This is a genomic window from Qipengyuania pacifica, assembly GCF_019857205.1.
GTDB lineage: Bacteria > Pseudomonadota > Alphaproteobacteria > Sphingomonadales > Sphingomonadaceae > Qipengyuania > Qipengyuania pacifica.
In genome coordinates, this window is sequence record NZ_JAHWXO010000001.1 from 371,443 (window position 1) to 394,945 (window position 23,503).

At 62.5% G+C, this 23,503-nt stretch carries 21 protein-coding genes; 4 read left to right on the forward strand and 17 right to left on the reverse strand.

Annotation, left to right across the window (positions count from 1 at the left end; genetic code table 11):
* Positions 1-7 precede the first annotated feature (7 nt).
* The 4 genes from msrB to KYK83_RS01985 form a co-directional block, all read right to left on the reverse strand.
* On the reverse strand, positions 8-505 hold the full coding sequence (gene msrB, locus KYK83_RS01970; protein ID WP_103024104.1) for a peptide-methionine (R)-S-oxide reductase MsrB: 498 nt from the start codon (positions 503-505) through the stop codon (positions 8-10).
* Between the two features lie 78 nt (positions 506-583).
* Positions 584-1,924 carry a cytochrome P450 gene (locus KYK83_RS01975; protein WP_103023922.1) on the reverse strand — a complete coding sequence of 447 codons (1,341 nt, stop codon included), beginning with the start codon at positions 1,922-1,924 and terminating at the stop codon, positions 584-586.
* Positions 1,925-2,077: 153 nt separating this feature from the next.
* The gene (locus tag KYK83_RS01980; protein ID WP_222826994.1) at positions 2,078-3,289 is read right to left on the reverse strand and encodes an ABC transporter permease; all 1,212 of its coding nucleotides are present in this window, start codon (positions 3,287-3,289) and stop codon (positions 2,078-2,080) included.
* Entirely contained in the window at positions 3,286-4,287 is a 1,002-nt protein-coding gene (locus tag KYK83_RS01985; protein WP_248284194.1) for an ABC transporter ATP-binding protein, read from the reverse strand. The genes KYK83_RS01980 and KYK83_RS01985 overlap by 4 nt, the downstream gene beginning before the upstream one ends.
* 45 nt (positions 4,288-4,332) lie before the next feature.
* On the opposite strand from KYK83_RS01985, the gene queG reads away from it, so the two are divergent.
* Complete coding sequence (queG, locus tag KYK83_RS01990) at positions 4,333-5,382, forward strand: tRNA epoxyqueuosine(34) reductase QueG (protein ID WP_222826995.1); 1,050 nt, start codon at positions 4,333-4,335, stop codon at positions 5,380-5,382.
* On the opposite strand, the gene KYK83_RS01995 is transcribed toward queG, so the two are convergent.
* From KYK83_RS01995 to KYK83_RS02045, 11 genes are all read right to left on the reverse strand, one after another.
* On the reverse strand, positions 5,366-6,592 hold the full coding sequence (locus KYK83_RS01995) for an NAD(P)/FAD-dependent oxidoreductase (RefSeq protein WP_222826996.1): 1,227 nt from the start codon (positions 6,590-6,592) through the stop codon (positions 5,366-5,368). The genes queG and KYK83_RS01995 overlap by 17 nt on opposite strands.
* A gap of 45 nt (positions 6,593-6,637) precedes the next feature.
* Positions 6,638-11,326 (reverse strand): NAD-glutamate dehydrogenase, encoded by a 4,689-nt coding sequence (locus tag KYK83_RS02000; RefSeq protein ID WP_222826997.1) that lies wholly within the window; start codon positions 11,324-11,326, stop codon positions 6,638-6,640.
* A gap of 179 nt (positions 11,327-11,505) precedes the next feature.
* A complete protein-coding gene (locus KYK83_RS02005) occupies positions 11,506-12,483 on the reverse strand; it encodes an LLM class flavin-dependent oxidoreductase (RefSeq protein WP_222826998.1) in 978 nt (325 codons plus the stop codon).
* Complete coding sequence (locus KYK83_RS02010; RefSeq protein WP_222826999.1) at positions 12,480-13,319, reverse strand: tetratricopeptide repeat protein; 840 nt, start codon at positions 13,317-13,319, stop codon at positions 12,480-12,482. The genes KYK83_RS02005 and KYK83_RS02010 overlap by 4 nt, the downstream gene beginning before the upstream one ends.
* The gene (locus KYK83_RS02015; RefSeq protein ID WP_222827000.1) at positions 13,316-14,059 is read right to left on the reverse strand and encodes an alpha/beta fold hydrolase; all 744 of its coding nucleotides are present in this window, start codon (positions 14,057-14,059) and stop codon (positions 13,316-13,318) included. The genes KYK83_RS02010 and KYK83_RS02015 overlap by 4 nt, the downstream gene beginning before the upstream one ends.
* A gap of 41 nt (positions 14,060-14,100) precedes the next feature.
* Complete coding sequence (locus KYK83_RS02020) at positions 14,101-15,225, reverse strand: M48 family metallopeptidase (RefSeq protein ID WP_222827001.1); 1,125 nt, start codon at positions 15,223-15,225, stop codon at positions 14,101-14,103.
* Positions 15,182-16,255 carry a YjgN family protein gene (locus tag KYK83_RS02025; protein ID WP_222827002.1) on the reverse strand — a complete coding sequence of 358 codons (1,074 nt, stop codon included), beginning with the start codon at positions 16,253-16,255 and terminating at the stop codon, positions 15,182-15,184. Before KYK83_RS02025 ends, KYK83_RS02020 begins: the two co-directional genes overlap by 44 nt.
* 69 nt (positions 16,256-16,324) lie before the next feature.
* Complete coding sequence (locus KYK83_RS02030) at positions 16,325-16,534, reverse strand: helix-turn-helix transcriptional regulator (RefSeq protein ID WP_196847165.1); 210 nt, start codon at positions 16,532-16,534, stop codon at positions 16,325-16,327.
* Positions 16,531-17,112 (reverse strand): hypothetical protein, encoded by a 582-nt coding sequence (locus KYK83_RS02035; RefSeq protein ID WP_222827003.1) that lies wholly within the window; start codon positions 17,110-17,112, stop codon positions 16,531-16,533. Before KYK83_RS02035 ends, KYK83_RS02030 begins: the two co-directional genes overlap by 4 nt.
* The gene (locus tag KYK83_RS02040) at positions 17,109-17,285 is read right to left on the reverse strand and encodes a hypothetical protein (RefSeq protein ID WP_222827004.1); all 177 of its coding nucleotides are present in this window, start codon (positions 17,283-17,285) and stop codon (positions 17,109-17,111) included. Before KYK83_RS02040 ends, KYK83_RS02035 begins: the two co-directional genes overlap by 4 nt.
* A 56-nt stretch (positions 17,286-17,341) precedes the next feature.
* The gene (locus KYK83_RS02045; RefSeq protein ID WP_222827005.1) at positions 17,342-17,524 is read right to left on the reverse strand and encodes a hypothetical protein; all 183 of its coding nucleotides are present in this window, start codon (positions 17,522-17,524) and stop codon (positions 17,342-17,344) included.
* 157 nt (positions 17,525-17,681) lie between these two features.
* Here KYK83_RS02045 and KYK83_RS02050 point away from each other — a divergent pair, with 157 nt between their 5' ends.
* From KYK83_RS02050 to KYK83_RS02060, 3 genes are all read left to right on the forward strand, one after another.
* Positions 17,682-19,343, forward strand: a complete 1,662-nt coding sequence (locus KYK83_RS02050; protein WP_222827006.1) for an alkaline phosphatase D family protein — start codon at positions 17,682-17,684, stop codon at positions 19,341-19,343.
* Between the two features lie 240 nt (positions 19,344-19,583).
* Positions 19,584-21,566 (forward strand): threonine--tRNA ligase, encoded by a 1,983-nt coding sequence (thrS, locus tag KYK83_RS02055; protein ID WP_222827007.1) that lies wholly within the window; start codon positions 19,584-19,586, stop codon positions 21,564-21,566.
* Between the two features lie 21 nt (positions 21,567-21,587).
* The gene (locus tag KYK83_RS02060; RefSeq protein ID WP_222827008.1) at positions 21,588-22,334 is read left to right on the forward strand and encodes a sulfite exporter TauE/SafE family protein; all 747 of its coding nucleotides are present in this window, start codon (positions 21,588-21,590) and stop codon (positions 22,332-22,334) included.
* 4 nt (positions 22,335-22,338) lie between these two features.
* Here KYK83_RS02060 and KYK83_RS17375 read toward each other — a convergent pair whose 3' ends face one another.
* Positions 22,339-22,467, reverse strand: a complete 129-nt coding sequence (locus KYK83_RS17375) for a hypothetical protein (protein WP_283249900.1) — start codon at positions 22,465-22,467, stop codon at positions 22,339-22,341.
* A 34-nt stretch (positions 22,468-22,501) separates the two neighbouring features.
* The gene (locus KYK83_RS02065) at positions 22,502-23,494 is read right to left on the reverse strand and encodes an agmatine deiminase family protein (protein ID WP_222827009.1); all 993 of its coding nucleotides are present in this window, start codon (positions 23,492-23,494) and stop codon (positions 22,502-22,504) included.
* Positions 23,495-23,503: the final 9 nt, after the last annotated feature.

A 23,503-nucleotide genomic window follows, 5' to 3' on the forward strand; every position in this document is an offset into this window, starting at 1 on the left:
GGACGGCCTAGGCAGGTTTGAAGTCCATCGCTGCGCCATTGATGCAGTGGCGCTTGCCCGTCGGCTTGGGGCCGTCATCGAAAATATGCCCAAGATGGCCGCCGCAGTCGGCGCAGTGGACCTCGGTCCGCGGATAACCGATCTTGTAATCGGTGGTGGTGCCGACCGCGCCCTTGTCCAGCGCCTGCCAGAAACTGGGCCAGCCGGTTTTGGAATCATATTTGGTCTTGGAACTGTAGACCCCGTTGCCGCATCCCGCGCACACGAATGTGCCGGCCCGCTTCTCGTCATTGAGCGGCGAGGAATAGGGCCGTTCGGTCGCCGCCTCGCGCAGCACCGCAAATTCCTGTTTCGTCAGCTTCTTGCGCCATTGCGCCTCGGAAAGCTTGACCGGGAAATTCTTGGCTTCGGCTCGGCCGGAGCCGCAGGCGGCCAGTGTGGCAAAGCTGACGGACGCGCCGACCCACTCGAGCAGGCGGCGACGGTTGAGGGTATGCTGAGTCATGGTGTCTCGGTTCATGGCATGGGGAATAGCACCCCACGCCTGAACCTACGCTTGAAACGGGTGAAAGGTTACACAGCCTCAGAAATCGGTGATTTCGACCTCGAGCTTGCGGAAGCCGTGGACGAAGTTCGCTTTGACCCGCTCGATGTCCCCGGCAAGATGCACCCGCATGCGCCGTTTGTGCAGTTCTTCGAGCAAGATGCGCAGCTGTAGTTCGGCCAGCCGGGCTCCCACGCAGCGGTGAATGCCATAACCGAAAGCGATGTGGCGGCGGGCGTTTTCGCGGGTCAGGTCCAGCTTGTCGGGGTTTTCGAACACTTCCTCGTCGCGATTGGCCGATAGATACCACAGCACGACCTTGTCCCCGGCCTTGATCTGCTGGCCGAATACCTCGGTGTCTTCCACGCAGGTGCGGCGCATATGGGCCAGCGGGGTCTGCATGCGCAGCATTTCCTGCACGGCATTCGGAATGATCGAAGGATCCTGCTCGAACAGCTTGCGCTGCTCGGGATTCTTGTCGAGCTGATAGACGAAACCGCTCATCGAATTGCGCGTGGTGTCGTTGCCGCCAACGATCAGCAGGATCAGATTGCCCATGAATTCCTGCGGGCTCATCTGGTTCATGGCTTCGGAATGGATCATCATGGAAATCAGATCGTCGCCCGGTTCCTTGTCGTGCGTGCGCTCGATCCATAGCGACTGGAAATAGGCCGCCATTTCCTGAAGTATGCCCCAGCGCACCTCGTCCAGCTCGCGTACGGTGGCCAGCTCCGTGTCGCCCGACCAGTCGGACCAGAACGTCAGCAGGCGGCGGTCCTCCCAGGGGAACCCGAACAGGATCGCCAGCATGCCGGTGGTCAGTTCGATGCTGACGGTGTCGACCCAGTCGAACACCTCGCCGCGGGGTAGGGAATCCAGCAGTTCGCCGGTGCGCTGGCGAATCTCGCCTTCCATCTCGGCCATGCCGCTGGGCGTGAACTTGGGCGCAACGGTGCGCCGCTGGCCGGTGTGCTGGGGCCGGTCCATGGCAATGAACATCGGCAGTTCGCGGCGTTCGTCCAGCCCGCGCTCGGCAAGCTGCTCATCGGTCAGTCGCTCGAGGATAGTGATCCCGCCATGCTCCCAGCTTGAAGAGAACGTATCGGGCAGGGCCTCGATATGCTGGATCGCCTTGTGACCGACCACGGCCCAGTACGGACCGAAGGGGCTGTCATCGATATAGTGCAGGGGCCCGGCTTCGCGCATTTCGCGGAAGATCGGATGCCACGTATTCTCGGCATAGATATCGCTGCGGCTGACATCCCATTTGTGGGGATGATGCAGCTTGTCTTCGGGGTGTTCCGCGAAATGCTGTTTCAGCGCCTGATGGGCACTGGGCGATGTACGGCACTGGGGGCGTTCGATTGCAGCGGTTGCCATGTCTCTCTCCTCTCGAGAGGGGGCGATTCTTTACGTTCAGCCTCCCTCTTTCCCGCCATCCTGCCCTAACTGACACGTGTGTCAATAGTGCGTTGCAAATCGCCACCGATCTTTCGGTCAGCTTCGCCGGTCAGGGCCCTGCGATTGCCGGCATCACGCCGATCGCGCCCTCCCGAACCGCGGCTTTCGCGCGCGTCCGCCCTTGCCCGATTTCATCACGCGCCGCCGGAAGATCATCGCGCCGAACCTCACGAACAGGATCACGCACAGGGCCTGCCAGGCCAAGGCGAGAATATGCGGCCACAAGGCTTCCGACTGCGCGGCGCGGGCCAGCATCGCGAAAGGCGAGGATAGCGGGAACATCGCGGCGCCGATCTCCAGGGGCGATCCAGGGCTGGTGATCGCGGAAGCGGCCAGGAAGAACACCAGCAATTGCGCCATGGTGACAGGCATCGACATGGTCTGCACTTCGCGCACGGTCGCCGCCATTCCGCCGATCGTCAGGAACAGCGACCCCAGCAGCAGATAGCCCATTGCGAAATAGACGATCCCGAAGGCGATGAAGAGCGGCCAGCCCAGCGCCGGTTCGGGCAATTGCGGCAGGGCATTCCCGGCCAGCAAGGCTATCGCCCCGCCCGCTACGGCCCACACGGCGATCCCCACGAAGCTGACGCCCAGCATGGCGACCAGTTTGCCCAGAAACACGGCGTCCATCGGAATGGCCGCTGCGAGGACCTCGATGACCTTGTTCGCCTTTTCCTCGACCAGATTGGACAGCACCATTCCAGCCAGCAGCATCATCAGCAGGAAAAGCAGCAATTGCCCAGCCTGCGCCGTACGGATGCGGTCGGTGCGTTGCGCAGCGACACTGGTCTCGACCGGGTTCTCCCGGACTGCGGGGAAGGATGCGACAGTTCCCGTCCGCGCCTCCGCAGCGATCAGGGCGATCGGGCCGCGCCAGAAATCGATGCTGTCCTGCGGGCCGGTCAGTTGCGGCTCCCCGGGTGTGCCACTGACGACAGCGATGTAATTCCTGCCCTTTTCGCGCAGGATCGCCTCGGGCTTTTCAGCGCTGCTGGCAATGCCCAGTTCGGGCAGCGCCATCCCGATTTGCGGCGCCAGCCGGGCTCTGGCCTCGACCATTGCCTGCGCATCGGGTTCGCTCATGGCAACGGCCACCAGCCTGGTGTTTGCATCGCGCTGCACCTGGCCGCCGATCCCGCCCGCCATCGCACCGATGATGATCGGGAACAGGGGGCCGAGCAGGAAAAAGAAGAATGCCCGGCTGAACAGGATGGCATGGAAGTCGCGCCGGGCAACGACGCGGGCCGCTTCGAACAGCGACAGGCGCGTGGTATCGCTCATTGCCCGGTTCCTTCGGCGCTGCCTTCGCGAAGCGCGCGGGCCGCTGCTTCGCCAGCTATCTCGACGAAGGCATCGTGCAGGCCGGCGCGCTCGATCGACAGTGACAGGATTCCGGCTTCCCCCTCGATCAGGGGTTTCAGCAAAGCCTCGATTCCGCTCTCTGGCACGGGGAAATACCAGAAATGGCTGCCGCTGGCCTTCACGTCGTGGCGGGTATCTGCAGGAAGGGCGCTGCACCACAACCCTTCGCCGGTGCGCGTCTCCAACCGGACCTGCGCAGGAATGCGGTCGCGCGCCACATCCACCGATCCGGCATAGGGCACCTTGCCTCCGGCAATGATCGCCACTTCATCGCACAGCCGTTCGGCGTGGTGGATGACGTGAGTGGAAAAGATGACTGTCGTTCCGCCCAGGGCCAGCTCGCGAATCATCGTTTCCAGCTTGCCCTGATTGATCGCGTCGAGCCCGCTGAACGGTTCGTCCAGCACCACCAGCTTCGGGCGATGCACCAGCGTGCCGAGCAATTGTACAGTCTGCGCCATGCCCTTCGACAATTGGCGGATCTGCCGGTCGATCGCATGGCCCATGCCGTGCCCTTCCAGCAATTCACGTCCACGCGCCTTGCCTTCGACCAGCGGCAGGCCGCGCACTGCGCCCATGAACGCGATCGCATCGTCGCATTTCATTGCGGGATACAGGCCGCGTTCCTCGGGCAGGTAGCCGATCAGCTTGGCAACTTCGTGCGGGCGGTCGTTGCCGAACACGCGGCGCACGCCTTCGTCGGGGTCGATGATGCCCAGCAACATCCGCAGTGTCGTCGTCTTGCCTGCGCCGTTGGGGCCCAGAATGCCGTAGATCGCGCCTTCGGGCACGGAAATATCCACCCCGTCGACAGCCAGCGTGTCGTCGAAGCGCTTGACCAGTCCGCGTGCCTCGATAGCGAGCGGTCGATGGCCGTCGGCCGGGGGTCGCGTCATGGTGCCTGTCTCGGTAAGCATGGGCGCATCGATAGCGGCTGGCAGTGAACGGGAGCACACGCAAGCGTGGTTAACGCGGAATTGCAGGATGATTTGCGCAAGGAGGCGCAGCGGCTGGGCTTTGTCGCCTGCGGCTTCACCTCGGCTGCGCCCGATCCGCAGCGTGCCGCGCGGCTCGAAGAATATCTGGGCGAAGGCCGTCACGGGTCGATGGAATGGATGGAAGCGCGCAAGGCCCAGCGCGCCTCGCCGCAGGGGCTATGGCCCGAAGCGAGAAGCGTGATCGCGCTCGGCATGAGCTATGCGCCCGACATCGATCCGCTTGCGCTGGAATCGCAGCCGGAAAAGGCGCGTGTCTCGGTCTATGCCCAGGGGCGCGATTATCACGATGTCGTGAAGAAGACGCTCAAGGCCCTGGCGCGCTGGCTCATCGAACGTGCGCCCGAAAGCGAGCTCAAGGTTTTCGTCGATACGGCTCCGGTGATGGAAAAGCCGCTCGGTGAAGCGGCCGGGATCGGCTGGCAGGGCAAGCATACGAACGTGGTCAGCCGCAACCACGGCTCGTGGCTGTTTCTCGGCGCGATCTACTCGACCATGGACTTCGCGCCCGATACCCCGGGCCGCGACCTGTGCGGCTCCTGCCGCGCCTGTCAGGATGCCTGCCCGACCGATGCCTTCCCAAGCCCCTACAAGTTGGATGCGCGTCGCTGCATTTCCTACCTGACCATCGAGCATAAGGGCGAGGTTGAGGAAGATCTCCGCCCCCTCCTCGGCAACCGCATCTACGGCTGCGACGACTGCCTGGCCGTCTGCCCCTGGAACAAGTTCGCCGATGCCGCGCACCGCCATCTGAAGCTCGCCCCGCGCCAGGAACTGGCCGCGCCCGACCTCGCAGCCTTCCTGCAGTTCGACGATGCCGGCTTCCGCCAGTTCTTCTCCGGCTCGCCCATCAAGCGCATCGGCCGCAACCGCTTCGTGCGCAACTGTCTCTACGCTGCCGGCAACAGCGGTTCCGCCGGTCTGACGCCGCTCGTGCGCGGTCTGTGTTCGGATGAAGACCCCGTCGTCGCCGATGCCGCCCGCTGGGCGCTTGCACGGATCAGCGCAGCTCCTTGAGCTGAACAGTCGCGTCCGCAAGCAGCTCCGGCTCGATCTCTGCGCGGTCCATCACCAGCTTGCGACCCTGAACGTAATCCTTGGTGTTGTTGACGCAATCGAGCGCCACGACCCGCCCCTCGCGCAGATAGACCACGCTGAATTTCTTGTCCGCCGGATCGCCGCGCAGAACCGCCCGGTCATGATCGATGGAGATCCCGACAGTCTGCAGTCGCAGGTCGTACTGGTTCGACCAGAACCATGGGACTGCATCGTAATCCTGCTTGTCGCCCATGATCGCCTTCGCAGCGACCGTGGCCATGTCATTGGCATTCTGTACTGACTCGAGGCGGATGACCTTGTTGTTGGCGTAGGGATTGGCATGCGCCGCGCAGTCGCCGATGGCGTAGATGTCGTCCAGCGTCGTACGGCAGAACGTATCGACATCGACGCCGCTCGATCCTGCCGCTCCTGCGGCGATCAGGGCTCCGACGGAGGGAACGATGCCGATGCCGGCGATGATGACGTCGCAGGCGATCTTCTCGCCGCTATCGGTCAGAGCAGCGCTGACCCGGCCATCTGCCCCTTCGATTGCCTCGACCCCGGTGGACAGCCGCAAGTCGACACCCTGTTCGCGGTGGTAGGCGGCATAGAAATCCGAAAGTTCGGGGCCCGCGACCCGTGCGAGGACCCGGTCCTGCATTTCCACCACGGTAACTTCGCAGCCCAGCTTGCGCAGCACCGCCGCCGCCTCAAGCCCGATATAGCCGGCGCCGACTATGACAGCCCGTTTTGCGCCTCCGGCCAGTTCTTCCTTCAGCGTATCGACATCGCGCCGCGTTCGCACATAGTGAATACTGCCCAGATCGCTGCCTGGGCAGGATAACCGTCGGGCATCGCCACCGGCAGCCCAGATCAGCTTGCGATAGGTAATCCGGGTATCGTCCGACAGAACCAGTTCGCGCGCAATCGGATCGACTTCGTTGACGTTCCTGCCGAGACGAAGCTCGACATTCTTGTCTGCCCAGAATTTCTCGGGCCGGATCTGGATCCGCTCGAACGGCTTGTCGCCCGCGAGATATTCTTTCGACAGCGGCGGTCGTTCGTACGGTGGATTGCGGTCGCGGCTGACCATGAGGATCGTATCCTCATGGCCGTTCTGCCGCAGGGCGATGGCTGCCTGCGCACCGCCGTGCCCCGATCCCACGATGACGACATCGAAATGTTCCATTGCCGCGCTGGCTGGCGCGAAAACGCCAGCCGGTCAAGCTCAGTCCTATCGAGCCAGCAGGTTGCGAGCCATGCTGGCCACCTGCGCGAGCGTGGCCGGAGCGACTTCACCCTGGGCCTGCGCGCGCCCGACCATGGTGCGAAACTGGCGGATTGCGGCGGCATGTTCTTCCGCCCAGATGGCGACGGTACCGACGGGATCCTTCTTCGCATCCTTGCGCCGCGAGAGCCGGCGCAGGAACTCGAGCCGCATCTGCTGGAAGTCGCGCGAAAGGCCGGCGACAAGCAGACGTTCCCATACATCGGACGGGTTCATCATGGCCGACGTGCTCTGCGCCCAGTCGAGACCAATGCGTTCGCCCAGATCGGTGAACGCAGCGGTGAGTTCCCGTACGTCGATTTCGGCACTGCGCGAGAGAGAAGCCAGACCAACCGCGCCGTCCAGGTCATAGAGGTGGGTGACGCGAGCGGCGAGCTTGTCAGGAGCGCCCATGTCGACGAATTCCGCGCGCAGCTTGTTGGACTGCCTGATCGATGCGTCGGTCAGCAATTCTTCCGATCCCGTCATCAGGCGCTTCACGCGGTCCTGAAGGCTTGTGATCAGTTCGCCCGGGGGAATGGTGCTGGCGCCGACCCGGATGAGATCGGCCATCTGGCTGCGAAGCGCACCGGCCATATGGCGGAAAAGGTAGATGCGAACATCTTCCGGCATCGCAGCCGTTTCAAGCTCCGCCCACAGTTCACTCGCGCTGAAGAGCCTGTCCGCCACGATGAACGCTGCGGTCACATCAGCCAGGCCGACACCTTCTTCTTCCGACAGTTCGAAAGGATGCACGAAGCCCATGCGATTGACGAAGCGGTTGGCCAGTGCAGTTGCGATGATTTCACGCCGTAGCTGGTGCCCTTCGATCTGCGCCTTGAACTTCTTGCGCATCGCTGATGGGAAGTAGTCGAGCAGCAGATCGGCAACGCTCGGATCGTCTGGGAGGCTGCTCTGTTCGATGGCCTCCTGCAGCACCAGTTTGGTCGAGGAGAGCAGCACAGCCAGCTCAGGCCGGGTCAGGCCCATACCTTCCGACGTTCTGCGCCCCAGAGCCTCGCTCGATGCGAGACCTTCCGTCTGGCGGTCCAGCGCCCCGCGATCTTCCAGCGCCTCGATCAGGCGAAGCTGGGGCGGTACCGCGCCAGCGCCGCCCTGTTCGGCAATTGAAAGCGCCAGCGCTTGCAGGCGGTTATCCTCCAGCACGATCTCGGCGACCTCGTCGGTCATCGATTCGAGCAGCGCCACACGCTTGGGTTCGCTCAGCTTGCCCGACCGCTTGGCCGCGGCCAGTGCGATCTTGATATTGACCTCGTTATCGGAGCAATCGACCCCGGCCGAATTGTCGATGAAATCGGTGTTGCAGCGGCCGCCATGCAGCGAAAATTCGATGCGGGCTGCCTGGGTGATGCCCAGATTGGCGCCTTCTCCGATGACCTTGGCTTTCACATCGGCTGCATCCACGCGCAGGGCGTCGTTTGCAGGATCGCCCACCTGGACGTTATTTTCCTGGCTGGCCTTGATGTATGTGCCGATGCCGCCGAACCAAATAAGGTCCACTGGCGCTTTGAGAATGGCGGAAATCAGGGCTTCCGGTTCGATCGCCGATTGGTCGATACCCAGCTTAGCCTGCATCACCTTGGACAGCTTGATGCTCTTGGTATCGCGCGGGAAGACCCCGCCACCTTTGGAAATCAGGCTGCGGTCGTAATCTTCCCAGCTCGAGCGCGGCAGAGCGAACAGGCGCTGGCGTTCCTTCCAGCTTGCTGCCGGGTCCGGGTCCGGATCGAGAAAAATGTGGCGATGGTCGAATGCTGCGACAAGCTTGATGGCCTTGGACAGCAGCATGCCATTGCCGAACACGTCGCCCGACATGTCGCCGCAACCGACAACCTCGATGCTTTCGTTCTGCACATCGATGCCCATCTCGCGGAAATGGCGCTGTACACTGACCCACGCGCCGCGGGCGGTGATGCCCATGGCCTTGTGGTCGTAACCTTTCGAGCCGCCGCTGGCGAAAGCGTCGTCGAGCCAGAAATCCCTCGATTCGGCAATCGCATTTGCGATGTCCGAAAAGGTTGCCGTGCCCTTGTCGGCGGCGACAACGAAATATGGATCTTCGCCGTCGGTAATGACCACGTGTTCGGGATGAACGACCTTGTCGTCGACGATGTTGTCGGTGACCGACAGCAATGTGCGAATGAAGGTTTCGTAGCTGCCGCGACCCTCGGCCGCCCAGGCTTCGCGATCGATGGCCGGGTTCGGGAGCTGTTTCGGATAGAAACCGCCCTTGGCGCCGGTCGGAACGATCACCGCGTTCTTCACGCGCTGGGCTTTCATCAGGCCGAGAATTTCCGTGCGGAAGTCGTCGCGCCGGTCGGACCAGCGCAACCCGCCGCGGGCAACCGGCCCGCTACGCAGGTGGATGCCTTCCACCCGGCGGGAATAGACGAAGATTTCGCGATAGGGGACCGGCTTGGGCAGGTTCGGGACCTTTGCCGAATCGATCTTGAAGGCGAGCGCTTCATGCGCAGCCGGTGCGAATGCGTTGGTTCGCAGGATCGCATCGATAAGCGAGTTGTACAGGCGCAGCAGACGGTCGTCATTGATCGCCTTGACCTTGGACAGGCCCCGCTTGATCGCCGCCCGCGCTTCCGCGATCGCTTCGTCGCGAGCATTGCCGAATTCGGGATCGTGACGGGCGGTGAACAGGGCCACCAGCGCACGCGTCACGTCGGGCGCTGCCGCAAGCGCATCGACCACGGTGTAGATCGTGAAGCTCATCCCGACCTGGCGCAGATAGCGATAGAAGGCGCGCAGCCAGTTCGCTTCGCGAGCCGACAGTCCCGCTTCGGGGACCAGGCGGTTGAACGGATCGTTTTCCGCCTCGGCATTCAGCACTGCAGCGATGGCTTCCTCGATTGCCGAGGAACGGTCGATCAACGCCTTGGGATCGGCGCCCGGTTTCAGATCGAGCAGGAAATCGTGAATCGTACCAAGACGGCCCTCGTCCAGCACGGTGGGCATTTCGGATTGAACGTAAAATCCGAAATCCTCCAGCGCAGGAACGCCTTCCGATAGCGGCAGGCTGCCTTCGGATTGATACAGCTTCAGGCGCAGCGTGCCCTTGTCTTCAGCCTCGCCGAAGCACAACCGGGCGCCGCGCACGATTTCCTCGCTTTCCACGCTGGCCCCAAGGTCATGCAGGCGAGCGATATCGAGCGCGGCTTCGTGCGGACCGAAGCGGCCGCGGAAACCGGTGGGAAAATGTTCGGCGAAACGCAGGGCAAGGCCAGCCGCGCGGGTCGGATCCTCGAGCGCGCCGAGTTCGGCTTCCACAGCCTCGCTCCAACCGCGCAGGAGGGTCTGCATCTGCTCTTCGAGCTTCGCTTCGTCGGGCGCTTCTATGCCGTCACGGATGTCGAACACGAAGCGGATCGTGGCGAGATTTCCGCCTTCCACCTCGAGGCTCCAATCGAGCAGCCGCGCCGCGGCGGCCTCTTCCAGCAGAGCCTGGATTTCGAGGCGAACCTGTGTGGCCACCATGTCGCGCGGCAACCAGACGAAGGCGAAAAGGTGGCGGGCCAGCGGGGCCTCGACCAGAGCGAGACGCGGGCGCGGCCGATCGACAAGGCTCATCATCGTCGTTGCGACACGTTCGACATCCTCTTCGGAGAACCCGATGAGGAGATCGTGAGGAAGCGTTGTCAGGGCATGAACCAGCGCCTTGCCGGCATGCCCGGTCTCGTCGAAGCCATGGCGTTCGCGCAGCGCATCGAGCTGACGGCGCAGGCGTGGAACGCTGCGGGGCGGTGCGGCCAGTGCGGCGCTTGTCCAAACCCCGGCGTGAACCGAAAGGGCCACGACCTTGCCGCCTTCTTCGACCGGCACGATAAACAGATCCAGCGGCACGCGGCGGTGCACATTGCTCAGGTGATTGGCCTTGATGATGAGCAGCTTGCGCCCATCCTTGCCCTTGTCGAACCAGTCGAACGCGCGCTCGAACGATGCCTGGGCCAGCAATTCTTTCGCGCTCTTGCGGCAAATACCGCGAGCATCCTGCTGGCTGCCATCGCGCATCTGGATGACATGGCCGAGCTGGGTCAGCATCCCCGAATTCAACCATTCGAGAAGCTCTGCACCTTCTTCATCGCTCTCGCGGATGCGTGCGGCGTCTGCGGACATGGCCTCCTGCACGTCGGCCCAGTCGGTAACGGCAGCCCGGACGTCGGCGAGCGTTTCCTTGAGGCTTTCCTGAAGCTGGCGGCGGGTCTTGGCGTCGACGCGCGCGGCTTCGATGTAGATCATCGATTCCCAATAGGCATCTTCCGGATCGCCGTCGGGAATGCCGGTAAGCAATCCCTTTTTGTCCCGTTCGACGGGAATGACGGGATGGACGAGCCGGTCGATCGAGAGGCCAAGCGCCGCGATGGAGGCGGCCACCGAATCTACGAGGAAGGGCATGTCGTCATTCACGATGGCAATGCGGGTCAGGCGACGTTCGTCGCTCACGCTTTCGATCGCCATGGAAGATCGGCCCAGAGTTCGGTCCGCTGCCAGCGCACCCACGAATGCGGCGGCATCGGCGAGGCGCGCCTTTTCGAAAGGGGTATCGCCGCTCAACAGCGAAAGCCGCATCCTTTCGGTAATGGCGTTTTGAAGCTTTCCGGGAAGTGCTGCAGTCTTCGAACCCATGAGGGGCCTCTCTCCTTGCGGCGCATGATCATTTCGGCGCCGGGAAATATCCGAGTCGTGCGCGCCACGACCTGCGCGCCGCGCCTAGGCCGGTTGGAAACGGCTATCAAGGTGGCACAACGCAAATTTCGCAAACGTATGCGAGCATGACGCCGAACTGCCCCGCCGTTACGGCATGCCTAACTTCCGAGCGCGTCCATTGCGAGCTCGAGCGAACGGTTGCGCGCTTGCGGATCGTACATGCTACCGCCGAATATAATCTCGTCGGCCCCTGTACGGTCGATAAAGGCGCGAACCGTGTCGGCCGCCTGTTGCGGAGTTCCGGTCGCACTCGCCTGGCCGACATGGGCCAGCATCGCCTGGGCCTGCGACGGAAGGCTGCCACGATAATCGCGGACGGGCGGCGGAAGCTTGCCCGGTTTGCCCGTGCGCAGCGATACGAACGCCTGCAATTGCGAACTGGCGAGGTATTCCGCCTCGTCCTGCGTATCGGCGACGAACAGGTTCATCGCAGCCATGACATGCGGCTTTTCCCATGCCTCGGACGGCTGGAAATCGCGCCGATAAAGCTCGAGCGCCCCATCGAGATGATCCGGGGCGAAATGGCTGGCAAAAGCGTAAGGCATGCCCAGCTTCGCGGCGAGTTGCGCGCCGAACAGGCTCGATCCCAGCATCCAGAATTCGGGTTTCGCGCCCAGTCCGGGGGTGGGGTGAATTGTCGTTTCGCCCGCCATGAACGCCATGAGCTCCACCACGTCCTGCGGAAACATTTCGGCAGCCCGGTGAAGATCCTTCCGCAACGCGCGCTGCAGTTCAGGCCCCGCGCCCGGGGCACGGCCGAGACCTAAATCAATACGGCCCGGAAACAATGCATCGAGCGTTCCGAACTGTTCGGCGATCTGGAACGGCGTGTGATTGGGCAGCATGATGCCGCCCGATCCGATACGGATGGTCGACGTCGCATTGCCGATATGCGCGAGAACCACGGATGTCGCCCCGCCCGCGATGCCTTCCATGGCGTGGTGTTCGGCCACCCAGAAACGCTTGCAACCCACTTTTTCCGCCGTTCTGGCAAGCGTCGTGGCGGCGTCGAACGCCTCTCCCAATGTGCCGCCCTGGCGGACCGGGACGAGGTCGAGAATAGAAAAATCGGTCACGGTTTCAGTTGCTCCAGATAGGCGCGGGCACGCGTGGCTTCATCGCTCTCGGGCGCGACCAGGAGGACGGAATCGAAACTGCGGCGGGCCTCTTCTTCCCTGCCCGATAGCGCGGCGATCACGCCTGCTTCCAGGCCAACCGCGGGGTCCTGCGGGGCAAGCGTGGCGGCTTGAGCAATCTGCTCCTGCGCCTCTCCCAAGCGTTCGAGGCGGCGCGAAAGGGTAGCCGAAAGCAGCCAGGCGCGGGCATTGGCCGGATCGCTGGTTCGCGCTTCTGCCAGGGCTTTCGCCGCTTCGTCGTTGCGACCCAATGCAACGAGCGCCCGAGCACGGTCGACCGAAACGCTGGCCGAAAGTACGGTATCGCCTGCATCTGCAGCATAGCTGACTGCCCGACCGAACGCGAGTTCGCCAATGGCCGGTTTGCCCTGAGCCATGGCCGCATTGCCAGACATGGCCGAAAGCCGTGCCTGATAGGCCGGTGCGCCGTCCGGAACTTCCCCGGCAGCCAGATCGAAGGCCTGCTGCGCCCCTTCAAAGTCGTCCAGTCTTACAAGCGCCAGACCCAGGCAATGAGCCGACTGGGCGAGCTCAAGCTGGGTTTCGGCGGTTTCGCGCCATTTCTGCGCCATGTCGCTGGCCGCCTCGGCATCTTCGGCCGCCATCGTCACGCATTCAGCAAGCTTTCCGCTAGCCGCATGGGCGGTCGCGGGCGCATTTTCCGCATGTGTCTGGCGCGCTCGTTCGCGCGTTTCGTCCGGAATGTCGGGAAATGTGGTGCTGGTGGGTGCAGGGCCGACCTGCATGAGCAGCAAGGCAAGGGCAGAGGCAATCATGAAGGGCCTTTCAAAAGCGCTTCGACCGTTTGCAATATCAGGGCGATGTCCTGATCGCGCGACAGCCGGTGATCGCCGTCCTTTATCAAGGTGACCTGTATGTCGTCCGAACGGAGCGCTTCGGCAAGACGTGTGCTGATATCCCACGGCACATCGTCATCTCTCTGACCGTGGATCAGCCGAACGGGCGCTTCGATGGGTATTTCGCTGCCCAGCAGCAATTGCGACTGTCCATCGGCGAAGAAGCCCGGATGCGTCGGCGTCGGTTCGGGGCCATAGGGATTGTCGTCATAGACGGTCTCGCCTGCTGCGAGCTTGTCCTTGTCCGTATCGGAACGGCCCCATTCGGTGAAATCGGGTGCAGGAGCAATTCCGACCAAGCCTGCCAGCCTGTCGCCCAGTTCCATGCCGGCGAGCAGCATCAGCCAGCCGCCCATCGACGATCCGACGATCACGACCTGTCCTTCGATTTTCGCGTCGATCAGCGCTAGGATCTCCTCTCGCCACCTCGACAGGGTTCCGTCAGCAAAGCTGCCACCGCTCTGACCGCACCCGGAATAATCGAACAGCAGACAGGCCCGGCCCTGCTGACGGGCCCAGTCGAACATGGCGGTAGCCTTGCCGCCTGCCATGTCGGACATGTAGCCGGGCAGGAAGACCAGAGCGGGGCCCATCCCACGGATATGGCGATAGGCGATGCGTCGCCCGTCGGGCATGGTGAACTGCTTGGTGTCGAACATGGCGGGCGATGTCGGCCCGCAACCTGTCGATTGCAAGTCTTTCAGAAGAACTCGAATTCCTCGACGTCCGGGTCGTCTGCACACATGGTCTTCAGCGCTTCGAACTCATCATCGGTAATGGCAGGCGGGTAAGCCGTTCTTCCGGCCGCCGCGTCACGATAGGCTTTCGCGCGCTCGTTCGACGAAGGATGGCTGGCTATCCAGCCGAGCAGGGCAGAAGAGTTATCCTCTCCGCCATGCTCTTTGGCCATACGCTCGAAGAAACTGGCTGCACCCAAAGGGGATATGTCGCTCTGCGCCATGCGTGCTCGCGCATAATCGTCGGCTTCGCGTTCGGCATCGCGCGAATAGCCCATCGACGCCAGCCCGACCGCCCCATTGGTGAGCCCCGAATCCGCGCCTGCGAGTAGAACAGACAGACCGAACTGCCTGAGCAGCGCCGTCATGACATGCCGTTCGCGTACATGGCCGACTTCGTGGGCCAAGACGCCCGCAAGTTCCTCCGGAGATTCGGCCTGCTGGACCAGGCCATCGAAGAGCAGTACCTGCCCCCCTGGCAATGCTATCGCATTGACCATGTCCATGTTCGCGATCCCGGCTCGGACCTTCTCTCGTGCCGGATCGACTTTCCCCAACAGTTTGGCGAGGGCGGCATCACCTTCGGGGGTATGGCATATCCGGCCGCCGAAATCGCCGACCATCGCCTCGCCGATGTTGCGCTCCCAGCTGGCCGGAATGCGCGGGCCGAGCCAGTCTGGTGCAGTCATGAACAAAGCCACGGCGGCCACGCTCACGGCACTGAAAATCGCGGCGGCTTTGCCAAGACCCAGCTTGTCTACCCACGCCCCGTATTCGCTCTTCCCCGGAAGCTGCGAGGCGAGGCCCGGCGGCAGGTCGTTTGGCAGAAATAGGCGAAAATCGGGGACGCTCTCGCTGCGATAGAGGGTGCGGTCCGTGCGTGTCTCGCCAAACCGCAGATCGGCTGCGTTCAGTTCGACGCGGGAGCTACTTGCCTGAAGCGACAGGCCGCCCCGACCATCCCACCGCAGCACCCCCGAATGCCGCAGCGCATTCGTGCCGTCGTACCATTCGGCAGGAACTTCGAAGGCATCATCCATCAGTTCAGATCGCGCCCATGTCGAAAGCGTCGAGCAGGCCTTCGCCATGCTTGGCGGTCCTGGTTTGCGACTGGGTCAGCTCGTCGAGGAGTATTTCTCCGCCGGCCTCGAGATGCGTCATGAAGAATTTCCAGTGGCGATAGGATAGGAAAACGAAGCCCAGGCCCAGCGTGAAAACAACCAGCAGCGCATCGCCGATGAGCAGCTTGACCCAATCCATGGTCGATGCCTCGAAACTGAAATGAAGCGAGCGCCACCGTGTTGCCCCCACCACTTCGCGATAGAATTTCGCATAGAACGCAACCGCGATCAGGCCGAGGCCGAGATAGAAGAACAGCACGATGCCGATGATCCCGACTATGCCGCCGATGGCCCTCCCATTGTCGCCGCCGATTCCATAACCGGCAAGCATGCCCATGCCGCCCATGATGAGCATTCCGACGAACATCACGAACGGTGCCAGATAAAACAGCAGGAAACGCGCGAAGACCCCGCCCGCTTCCGCGTCGGCCTCGAAGGCGAACGGTCCGAAGCTCATCTTGCTCCAGCGCTCGTTCCAGAGGCTTGTCATCGACCAGGGGATGAGCAGGCCGAGCGGAAGCCAGCCGACCATCGTCTTCCACATGTAGGACAGGCCGAAAAGGAAACCGCCGCTGTCGCTCCCGCCACGTATGCTGCGCCAGCGGGTCCGCGACAGGCGATAACGAAGTGCGCGGAAGCGGGCGACCCCGCCCAGATAGAAAATCGATATGAGCGCGATTGCCCCGAGTCCGGCGCCGATGGCTTCGTATCCGCGAGCGATCAGTGCCTGTGCCACGAAGCTCAACCCGAAATAGGGCAGGCCGAACAGCAGGATGACCATCACGAAGCCGAGCAACAGTTCCATGCCGGTGCCGGCCCATTCGAGGTGCTCATCGACGAAGCGCGTCCGCGACCACAGATAACGGCGTTCGCGGGCAGTCGCCCAGAACCGGTAAATGCCCAGCGTCACGATGGTCAGCAGAAGGTTGGGCAGCGCAATCCGCGCGAAATCCTTCCAGTTACCTTCGAAAACGAAGGCGCTGTCACTGCCTTCCATGTCCTGCGACCCCTGCATAATCAATGACCTCCGATCCCCACCGCGTGGTCGGGGATCGGAGAGCCAGTGTCAATCGGCGCGCGGTTCTTCTTCACGCAGGAAGATTTCCTCGATCGTCATGTCGAAGATGTCGGCAATACGAAAGGCCAGCGGCAGAGATGGGTCGTAGCGTCCGGTTTCGATGGCGTTGACGCTTTGGCGCGACACTTCCAGTCGCGCCGCGAGATCCTGCTGGCTCCAGTCCCGCTCGGCGCGCAGGACCTTGAGGCGGTTCTTCATGCGTCGCGCACCTTTTGCCAAAGCTGTGCGAAGCCCAGGCCGATGGCCCAGACTGGCAAGACCCACCACGCCCAGACATGCGGCACCAGTTCGAACATTTCCAGGAAGCCCCAGAAGATGCCCAGCGCCAGCACAAAGCCAAGTGCAATCAGGGCAGCCATGATCGTGCGGTGCCGGAGATACTCATCCTGCTCTTCGGCAAGGTAGCGGGCCATCGCCCAGATCACGCCGAAAGTGGGCAGGGTGGGCAATAGCGAGATTGCGAACACGACCGGACGGGACAATTCGTAGTTGTCCCACAGGGTGACCGCGATGCCCAGTCCGAGCGCATAGCCGAAGCTGCTGACCAGCACACGACGATTATAGTCCACCATCGCCTTGCTCGCACAGCCGGCTGTTCGCTGCCGCGCGATCGGAATCAGCAGGCCGGTGGCCAGTGCAAGCAGGATAAAGCCTGTCGGCCCGTTAATTGCATCGGTGAGCTTGAGAGTGCCAACTATCCCCATGGCGACCAGATAGAGCACAACCCAAAGATAGGGAGAACGGCCCCGAGGCCGATCACTCGATGCTGCGCTCAAGACACGCTCTCGCACGAGCGGCCGCCGACCTTGCGCATGTGGGTCAAGGCAATGACGGCAAGGCCGATGGTGACGGTCAATGCGATACCGTCAGACACTTCGAGATGCACCATTAACATGGCGGCAGCTATGATCAGCGAACTATAGGCAAGGGCTATCCGGCGAACCTTCATGGTTGTGGTCTCCAGAACTGTAAGATTTCGAACGAATTGGAATCGGGCGGACCCGGTCACTGTTTCAGCGCGCACACCCCACAATCGGTGTTGCCTCTACGACGGTTGAGTATCGCAAGCAGAGGGAGCGTGAATATGGCGAGAAAGGTCGACCAGTCCGGCAGTATGTCGAAAATGTTGAGCAAGGCGACACACAGAACCGCGGCGGCCCATAATAGATTGCGAACTCTGGGGTTCATGACAACTCTCCTTTTCATCGTGTAAAGGCTATTTGTCATTATCATAGCACAGTGTCAAGTAGAGTTGACAAAGTGACGCGTGACCTTTCCGCGCGTGGTTTTTGGCTTGTCATGATATGGCCATGAGGCGCAGGCAGACACGAGACGAGGAGATTTCATGACTGCCACCGAGCCCCCCGCTTCGCCGAAGCTTCCCGCACTTGACCGCCGCAGCCTTTTAAAGGCCGGCTTGCTGGGTTCCGGCATGCTTGCCACCCCCCTTTCTGCAAGCCAGCCGGGACGGGGCTTTACCCATGGTGTGGCCAGCGGCGAGCCTGGACCTGATCGCGTATTGTTGTGGACCCGTTTCCAAGCCGATCAGGATACGCCGCTGGAGTTCGAGGTCAGCGATTCGGTTGATTTCACCCGCAAGATTGCCGGTGGCTCAATCGCCGCGAGGGCAGAGAACGACTGGTGCTGCAAGACCTTTGCCGAAGGCCTCGAGCCGGCACAGTCGTATTACTTCCGGTTCATTGCGCCGGACGGCAGCATTTCCGACATCGGCCGCACCCGCACATTGCCCGAGGGGCCAGCCGATCGTTTTCGCATGGCTGTGTTCTCCTGCGCGAACATCGGCTTTGGCTGGTTCAACGCCTATGCCCATGCCGCGGCAGACGGCAACTTCGACTGTGTGCTGCACCTTGGCGATTATTTTTACGAATACGCCCCGGGTACGTATCCCTCGACCGACGAAACCGTTTCCGGCCGCAGCGTGTGGCCCTCGCACGAACTCGTCGCGCTGGCCGATTACCGCGCACGGTACGCGGCGTATCGGCAGGATCCGGACCTGCGGCGATTGCACCAGCTTTTCCCTATGATCGCGGTCTGGGACGACCACGAAAGCGCCAACGATTCCTGGGAAGGGGGGGCAGAAAACCATCAACCCGACAGCGAGGGCGAATGGTCGGTTCGCAAGGCGGCAGCGATGAAGGCCTATCGCGAATGGATGCCGGTATCCGACGAGCCATGGGCAGAATACGAGGTTGGCGACCTCGCAACGCTCTATCGCCTCGAAACGCGGCTCACGGCACGCGCCAAGCAATTCAGTCTTGGTGACGTGCTGCGAGGTGGCAGCTCGCCGGAGGAAGCCAAGGCGGCACTCATTGCTTTTCGTGATGGCGACTACAGGGATCCTGCGCGCGAATTGCTCGGTTCTGCTCAGCAGGGTTGGTTGGCGGAAGGCTTCAGCCGCTCGAAGGCTGCCGGCAAGACTTGGCAGGTCCTCGTCCAACAGGTCTTGATGGGCAACCTCATCTCTTCTCCATCTCTGGCTGCTGCGCTTCCCAAGGATGCGCCCGACTACATTCGCCAAAGGGTGCTCGCCGGCGCCATGGCCGGGGCAGAGGGCGTACCCTTCAGTATGGATGCATGGGATGGGTATCCCGCCGCGCGTCGGCGGGTGTTCGAAGCGGCACTGTCAGCGGATGCGAACCTTATCAGCCTTGCCGGCGACACCCATAACGCCTGGGCCTTCGATCTCGATCTCGAGGGAACACCGGTCGGTGTGGAGTTCGGGGGCCAGTCTGTAACCTCTCCCGGTTTCGAAGGTTATCTTCCGCAAGTCCCGCCCGATGTGCTGGCCCGGGATGCAGTTGCAACAAATGCACAGCTGCAATGGATGGATTCGTCGCGCCGCGGATATATGGCCGTCGAACTTACACCCGGCAGCGCCACGAGCGAATACCGCTTCCTTGGCAGCGTCCGCGAAAAGGGCGCGGGCGTGGTAGCAACAAAGCGGATGACGACCCTCGCAGGCAGCCGCAAGCTGGATATGGGTTGAGATATCAGCTCGACGGAGTTATCTGAGGGGCATGACGCCCATGCGCATCACGACCACGACAACTACCACCCCGGGCAACCGGGGGTGGTCGGTCGCGGCTTGAGCGATCCACCGCCGCCCGGTTTCGGGTGGTTGGCGTTTCTTCCCGAAATCGGAATTCTTCGCAAACGCCGCTTCAAGGCTGCGCCTCCTTGTGCCATGGGCGCGGCAATTAACGGCGAAAAGCCCTAGGACGACACGATGACGGAACTTCTCAAGATTAACCTGCCCGATGGTTCGGTGCGTGAAATGGAGCCCGGTTCCACGCCTGCCGACGTAGCGGCCGCGATCGGGCCGGGACTTGCGAAGGCAGCCATTGCTGCCCGCGTCGATGGCGAATTGCGCGACATCAATCGTCCATTTGAGAGCGATTCCGAACTGGCTCTCGTCACGGCCCGCGACGAGGATGACGCGCTTGAACTTGCGCGCCATGATTTTGCCCATGTGCTGGCAGAAGCGGTGCAGGCCCTGTGGCCCGGCACGCAGATCACTTTCGGTCCATCGACGGATGACGGCTTTTACTACGATGTGAAGGCGCCCGCGGACCGTGACCCGTTCAGCATGGACGATCTTCCCGCGATCGAGGAAAAGATGCGCGAGATCATCAAGGCGGACAAACCCCTGCGCCGGGAAGTCTGGAGCCGCCAGCAATTGATCGACAAGTGGGAGGCCGAGGGCGAGGCCTTCAAGGCGGAATGGGCCAGGGAACTGCCGGAAAACGAAGAACTCACGGTTTACTGGTCGGGGGAAGACTGGCTCGACATGTGTCGCGGTCCTCATCTTGCCAGCACGGGCAAGCTCGACCCGCAGGCCTTCAAGCTCATGCGTGTCGCCGGAGCATACTGGCGCGGCGACCAGAAGAATGCGCAACTCACACGTATTTACGGCACCGGCTGGCTCAACAAGAAGCAGCTCAACGCGCATCTGACGCGGCTGGAGGAAGCGGCCAAGCGCGATCACCGCAAACTGGGCCGCGAGATGGACCTTTTCCACTTGCAGGAAGAGGCGCACGGCAGCGTCTTCTGGCATCCCAACGGCTATCGCATCTGGCGCCAGCTCGAAGCCTATATGCGTCGCAAGATGGATAAGGCGGGCTATCGCGAGATCAAGACGCCTCAGGTAATGGACGCGCGTCAGTGGGAACAGTCCGGTCACTGGGGCAAGTACCGCGAAAACATGTTCGTTATTCCAGACGAAGTGCCCAATACCGAGGAAGACGGTCCGGTCATCTCCGGTGAAGCCGACTGGATGGCGTTGAAGCCCATGAACTGCCCGGCCCACGTGCTCGTGTTCAAGCAAGGCATCACCTCCTACCGCGACCTGCCGATCCGGCTGGGCGAGATGGGCTGTTGCCACCGCAACGAGCCGCATGGCGCGCTTCACGGTCTGATGCGCGTGCGCCAGTTCACGCAGGATGATGCGCATATCTTCTGTACGGAAGGCCAGGTTGTAGAGGAGGTGCAGGCCTTCCTTGCGCTGGCGGATACGGTCTATCGCGATTTCGGGTTCAGCTATGACATCAAGCTTGCGCTGCGACCGGAACAGCGGTTCGGCTCGGATGCGGATTGGGACAAGGCCGAACAGGAACTGCGCGACGCGCTGACAGCAAACGGCCTCGAATGGGAAGAATTGCCCGGTGAAGGGGCGTTCTATGCCCCCAAGCTCGAATGGCACCTGACCGACGCGATCGGTCGCACATGGCAGGTCGGCACGATCCAGTCCGACCGCGTCCTGCCCGACCGCCTCGACGCCACCTATGTCGGAGAGGATGGGGAGAAGCATCGCCCCGTCATGCTGCACCGCGCGATCTTCGGTTCGTACGAGCGCTTCATCGGCATTCTGATCGAGCATTTCGCCGGTCGCCTGCCCGTTTGGCTCGCCCCGACGCAGGCGGTGGTCGCTACCATCGTGTCCGATGCGGACGATTACGCCAAGGAAGCCGTCGGAAAGCTGGAGGCCGCGGGGATCCGGGTCGACAGCGATCTGCGCAACGAAAAGATCAACTACAAGGTGCGCGAGCATAGCCTCGCGAAGGTTCCGCACCTGCTGGTTGTCGGCAAGCGCGAGGCGGAGGAAGGCACCGTCGCGGTCCGCACGCTGGGCGAGAAGGACCAGCGCGTGATGAGCCTCGAGGAAGCCATCGACATGCTGCGCACCGAGGCGACGCCGCCCGATCTGCGATGATCGTCAGAAAGGGCGCGGTACATGGATGTAATCGCCGGCTACAGTATCGCAGCCGTACTCGCTGCGCTGGCTGCAGCTTTCGGATCGGCTTTCGTTCGGGGCCTCACCGGCTTCGGCATGGCGATACTGATCGTCCCGATCCTGGCGCTCGCCCTCTCGCCGGTTCACGCGGTGCTGGTGACCAATTTCCTTTCGGTTTTCATCGGTGTTTCCGAAATCAGGCGGCTACTGCGTGAGGCGGAAAGATCGGCCTGGTTTATCATCGCAATGGTCGCGGTGACCACGCCCGTCGGTCTTTACGCGCTGAGCCTGACCACCCCCGCGATCGCACGGGTCGTGATTGCCTTCATCGCTCTTTCGGCGTTTGTGGCCATACTCCTTCCGCGGCGTAGGGCCTCGCATCACCACCCGGCGACAACGGGCGGCGTGGGGCTGCTTAGCGGGCTGATGACAGGATACGCCGGAATGCCCGGCCCGCCGGTCGTTCCCTATTACGTGGGGCGCGACATACCTCGCGAAACGGCCAAGGCGTCGATGCTGCTGATCTTTACCTGCGCATCCAGTGTCGGTCTGGCGAGCGGTGCGGCGATCGGCGTTCTGGAGTGGAAGCTGGCCCTGCTCGCGGCGCTTCTGTTTCCGGCGGTGCTGCTCGGTAACTGGCTGGGCAACAAGGCATCGGGCCGTATTGGCGACCGTAGCTGGCGCATATGCGTGGGCATGGTGCTCGGTGGCGCAGCCGCGGCTGCGCTATGGAAGGCGATCGTCTGACCGCTCAGAAGGGGATGATAGGTCCGGCGAGTGCCAGAGCAAGGCCGCAACCGCTGACGATCACGGCACGCGCGATATTCGCCACCGGAAACGGGGCGAAATGTGTGCGGGCGAGTGCGATTGCATGGGCCATTCCCGCATTCTGGGCCTGAACCCCTAACGAAGTGTTAAGGCCGCCACCCGGCCGATGGCATTTGCTGGCTCGCACAATGGAAACCGCCTCCGCCGGCAAGCACGGCATCACCGGCAAGTCCGATTGTCGCACGGTCGGGAAACAACTCAGCAATGGCCGCAACGCCCTCCGCATCATGCGGGCTCCCGAACGTCGGCACAACGACGAGATGGCTTGTGATGGCGAAATTCGCATAGCTCGCTGGCTCGACGTGGTCGCCGCTGGTTACGAGGCCGGGCGAAGGGATCTCCTTTACCGTGACGCCGGCATCCTCGGCACGCCGCCTGGCATCGGCATAGATTGCGGCGTTGGGATCGTTTCTGCCCGTCACGCGGGGTAGGCAGAGCGTATTGGCAGCCACGAAGCGGGCAAGATTGTCGACATGCCCGTCGGTGTGATCGTTGATCAGTCCCTCGCCCAGCCAGAGAACACGGTCGAAGCTGAGGTCGCGCCGCAATCGCTCTTCGATTTCGTCCTTTGTAAGCTGCGGATTTCGGTTGGGATTGAGCAGGCATTGTTCGGTCGTTACGACCAGCCCCGTACCGTCTCCGTCGATCGCACCGCCTTCGAGGATCCAGTCCGCGACCTCGAGCGGCAAGCCGGCATCCCTAGACAGTTCTGCGCCGACCGTCTGGTCGCCTTCCATCAGATATTTGCCGCCCCAGCCGTTGAAGCCGAAGCGCTGCGCACAACGCTCGCCACTCTCATTGCACAGCACGAGCGGACCGGTATCGCGCAGCCAGATGTCGCCATAGGCACGCTTTTCCAGAACGACGCTACCGGTTACCAGCTGGCGCGCGCGCGCTTCATTGGCGCCGTCCGTTACCAGCAGGCGGACCTCCTGACCGCTTTCGGCAACGGCATTCGCAAAGGCAGCGATCTGCTCTTGGGCGCGTGGAAGCGTGTCGGGCCATTCCTTCGCATCATGAGGAAAGCCGATCCACAGCCAGTCCTGCGGCGCCCATTCGGGCGGCATCCGAAAGGTCATGGATCGGTT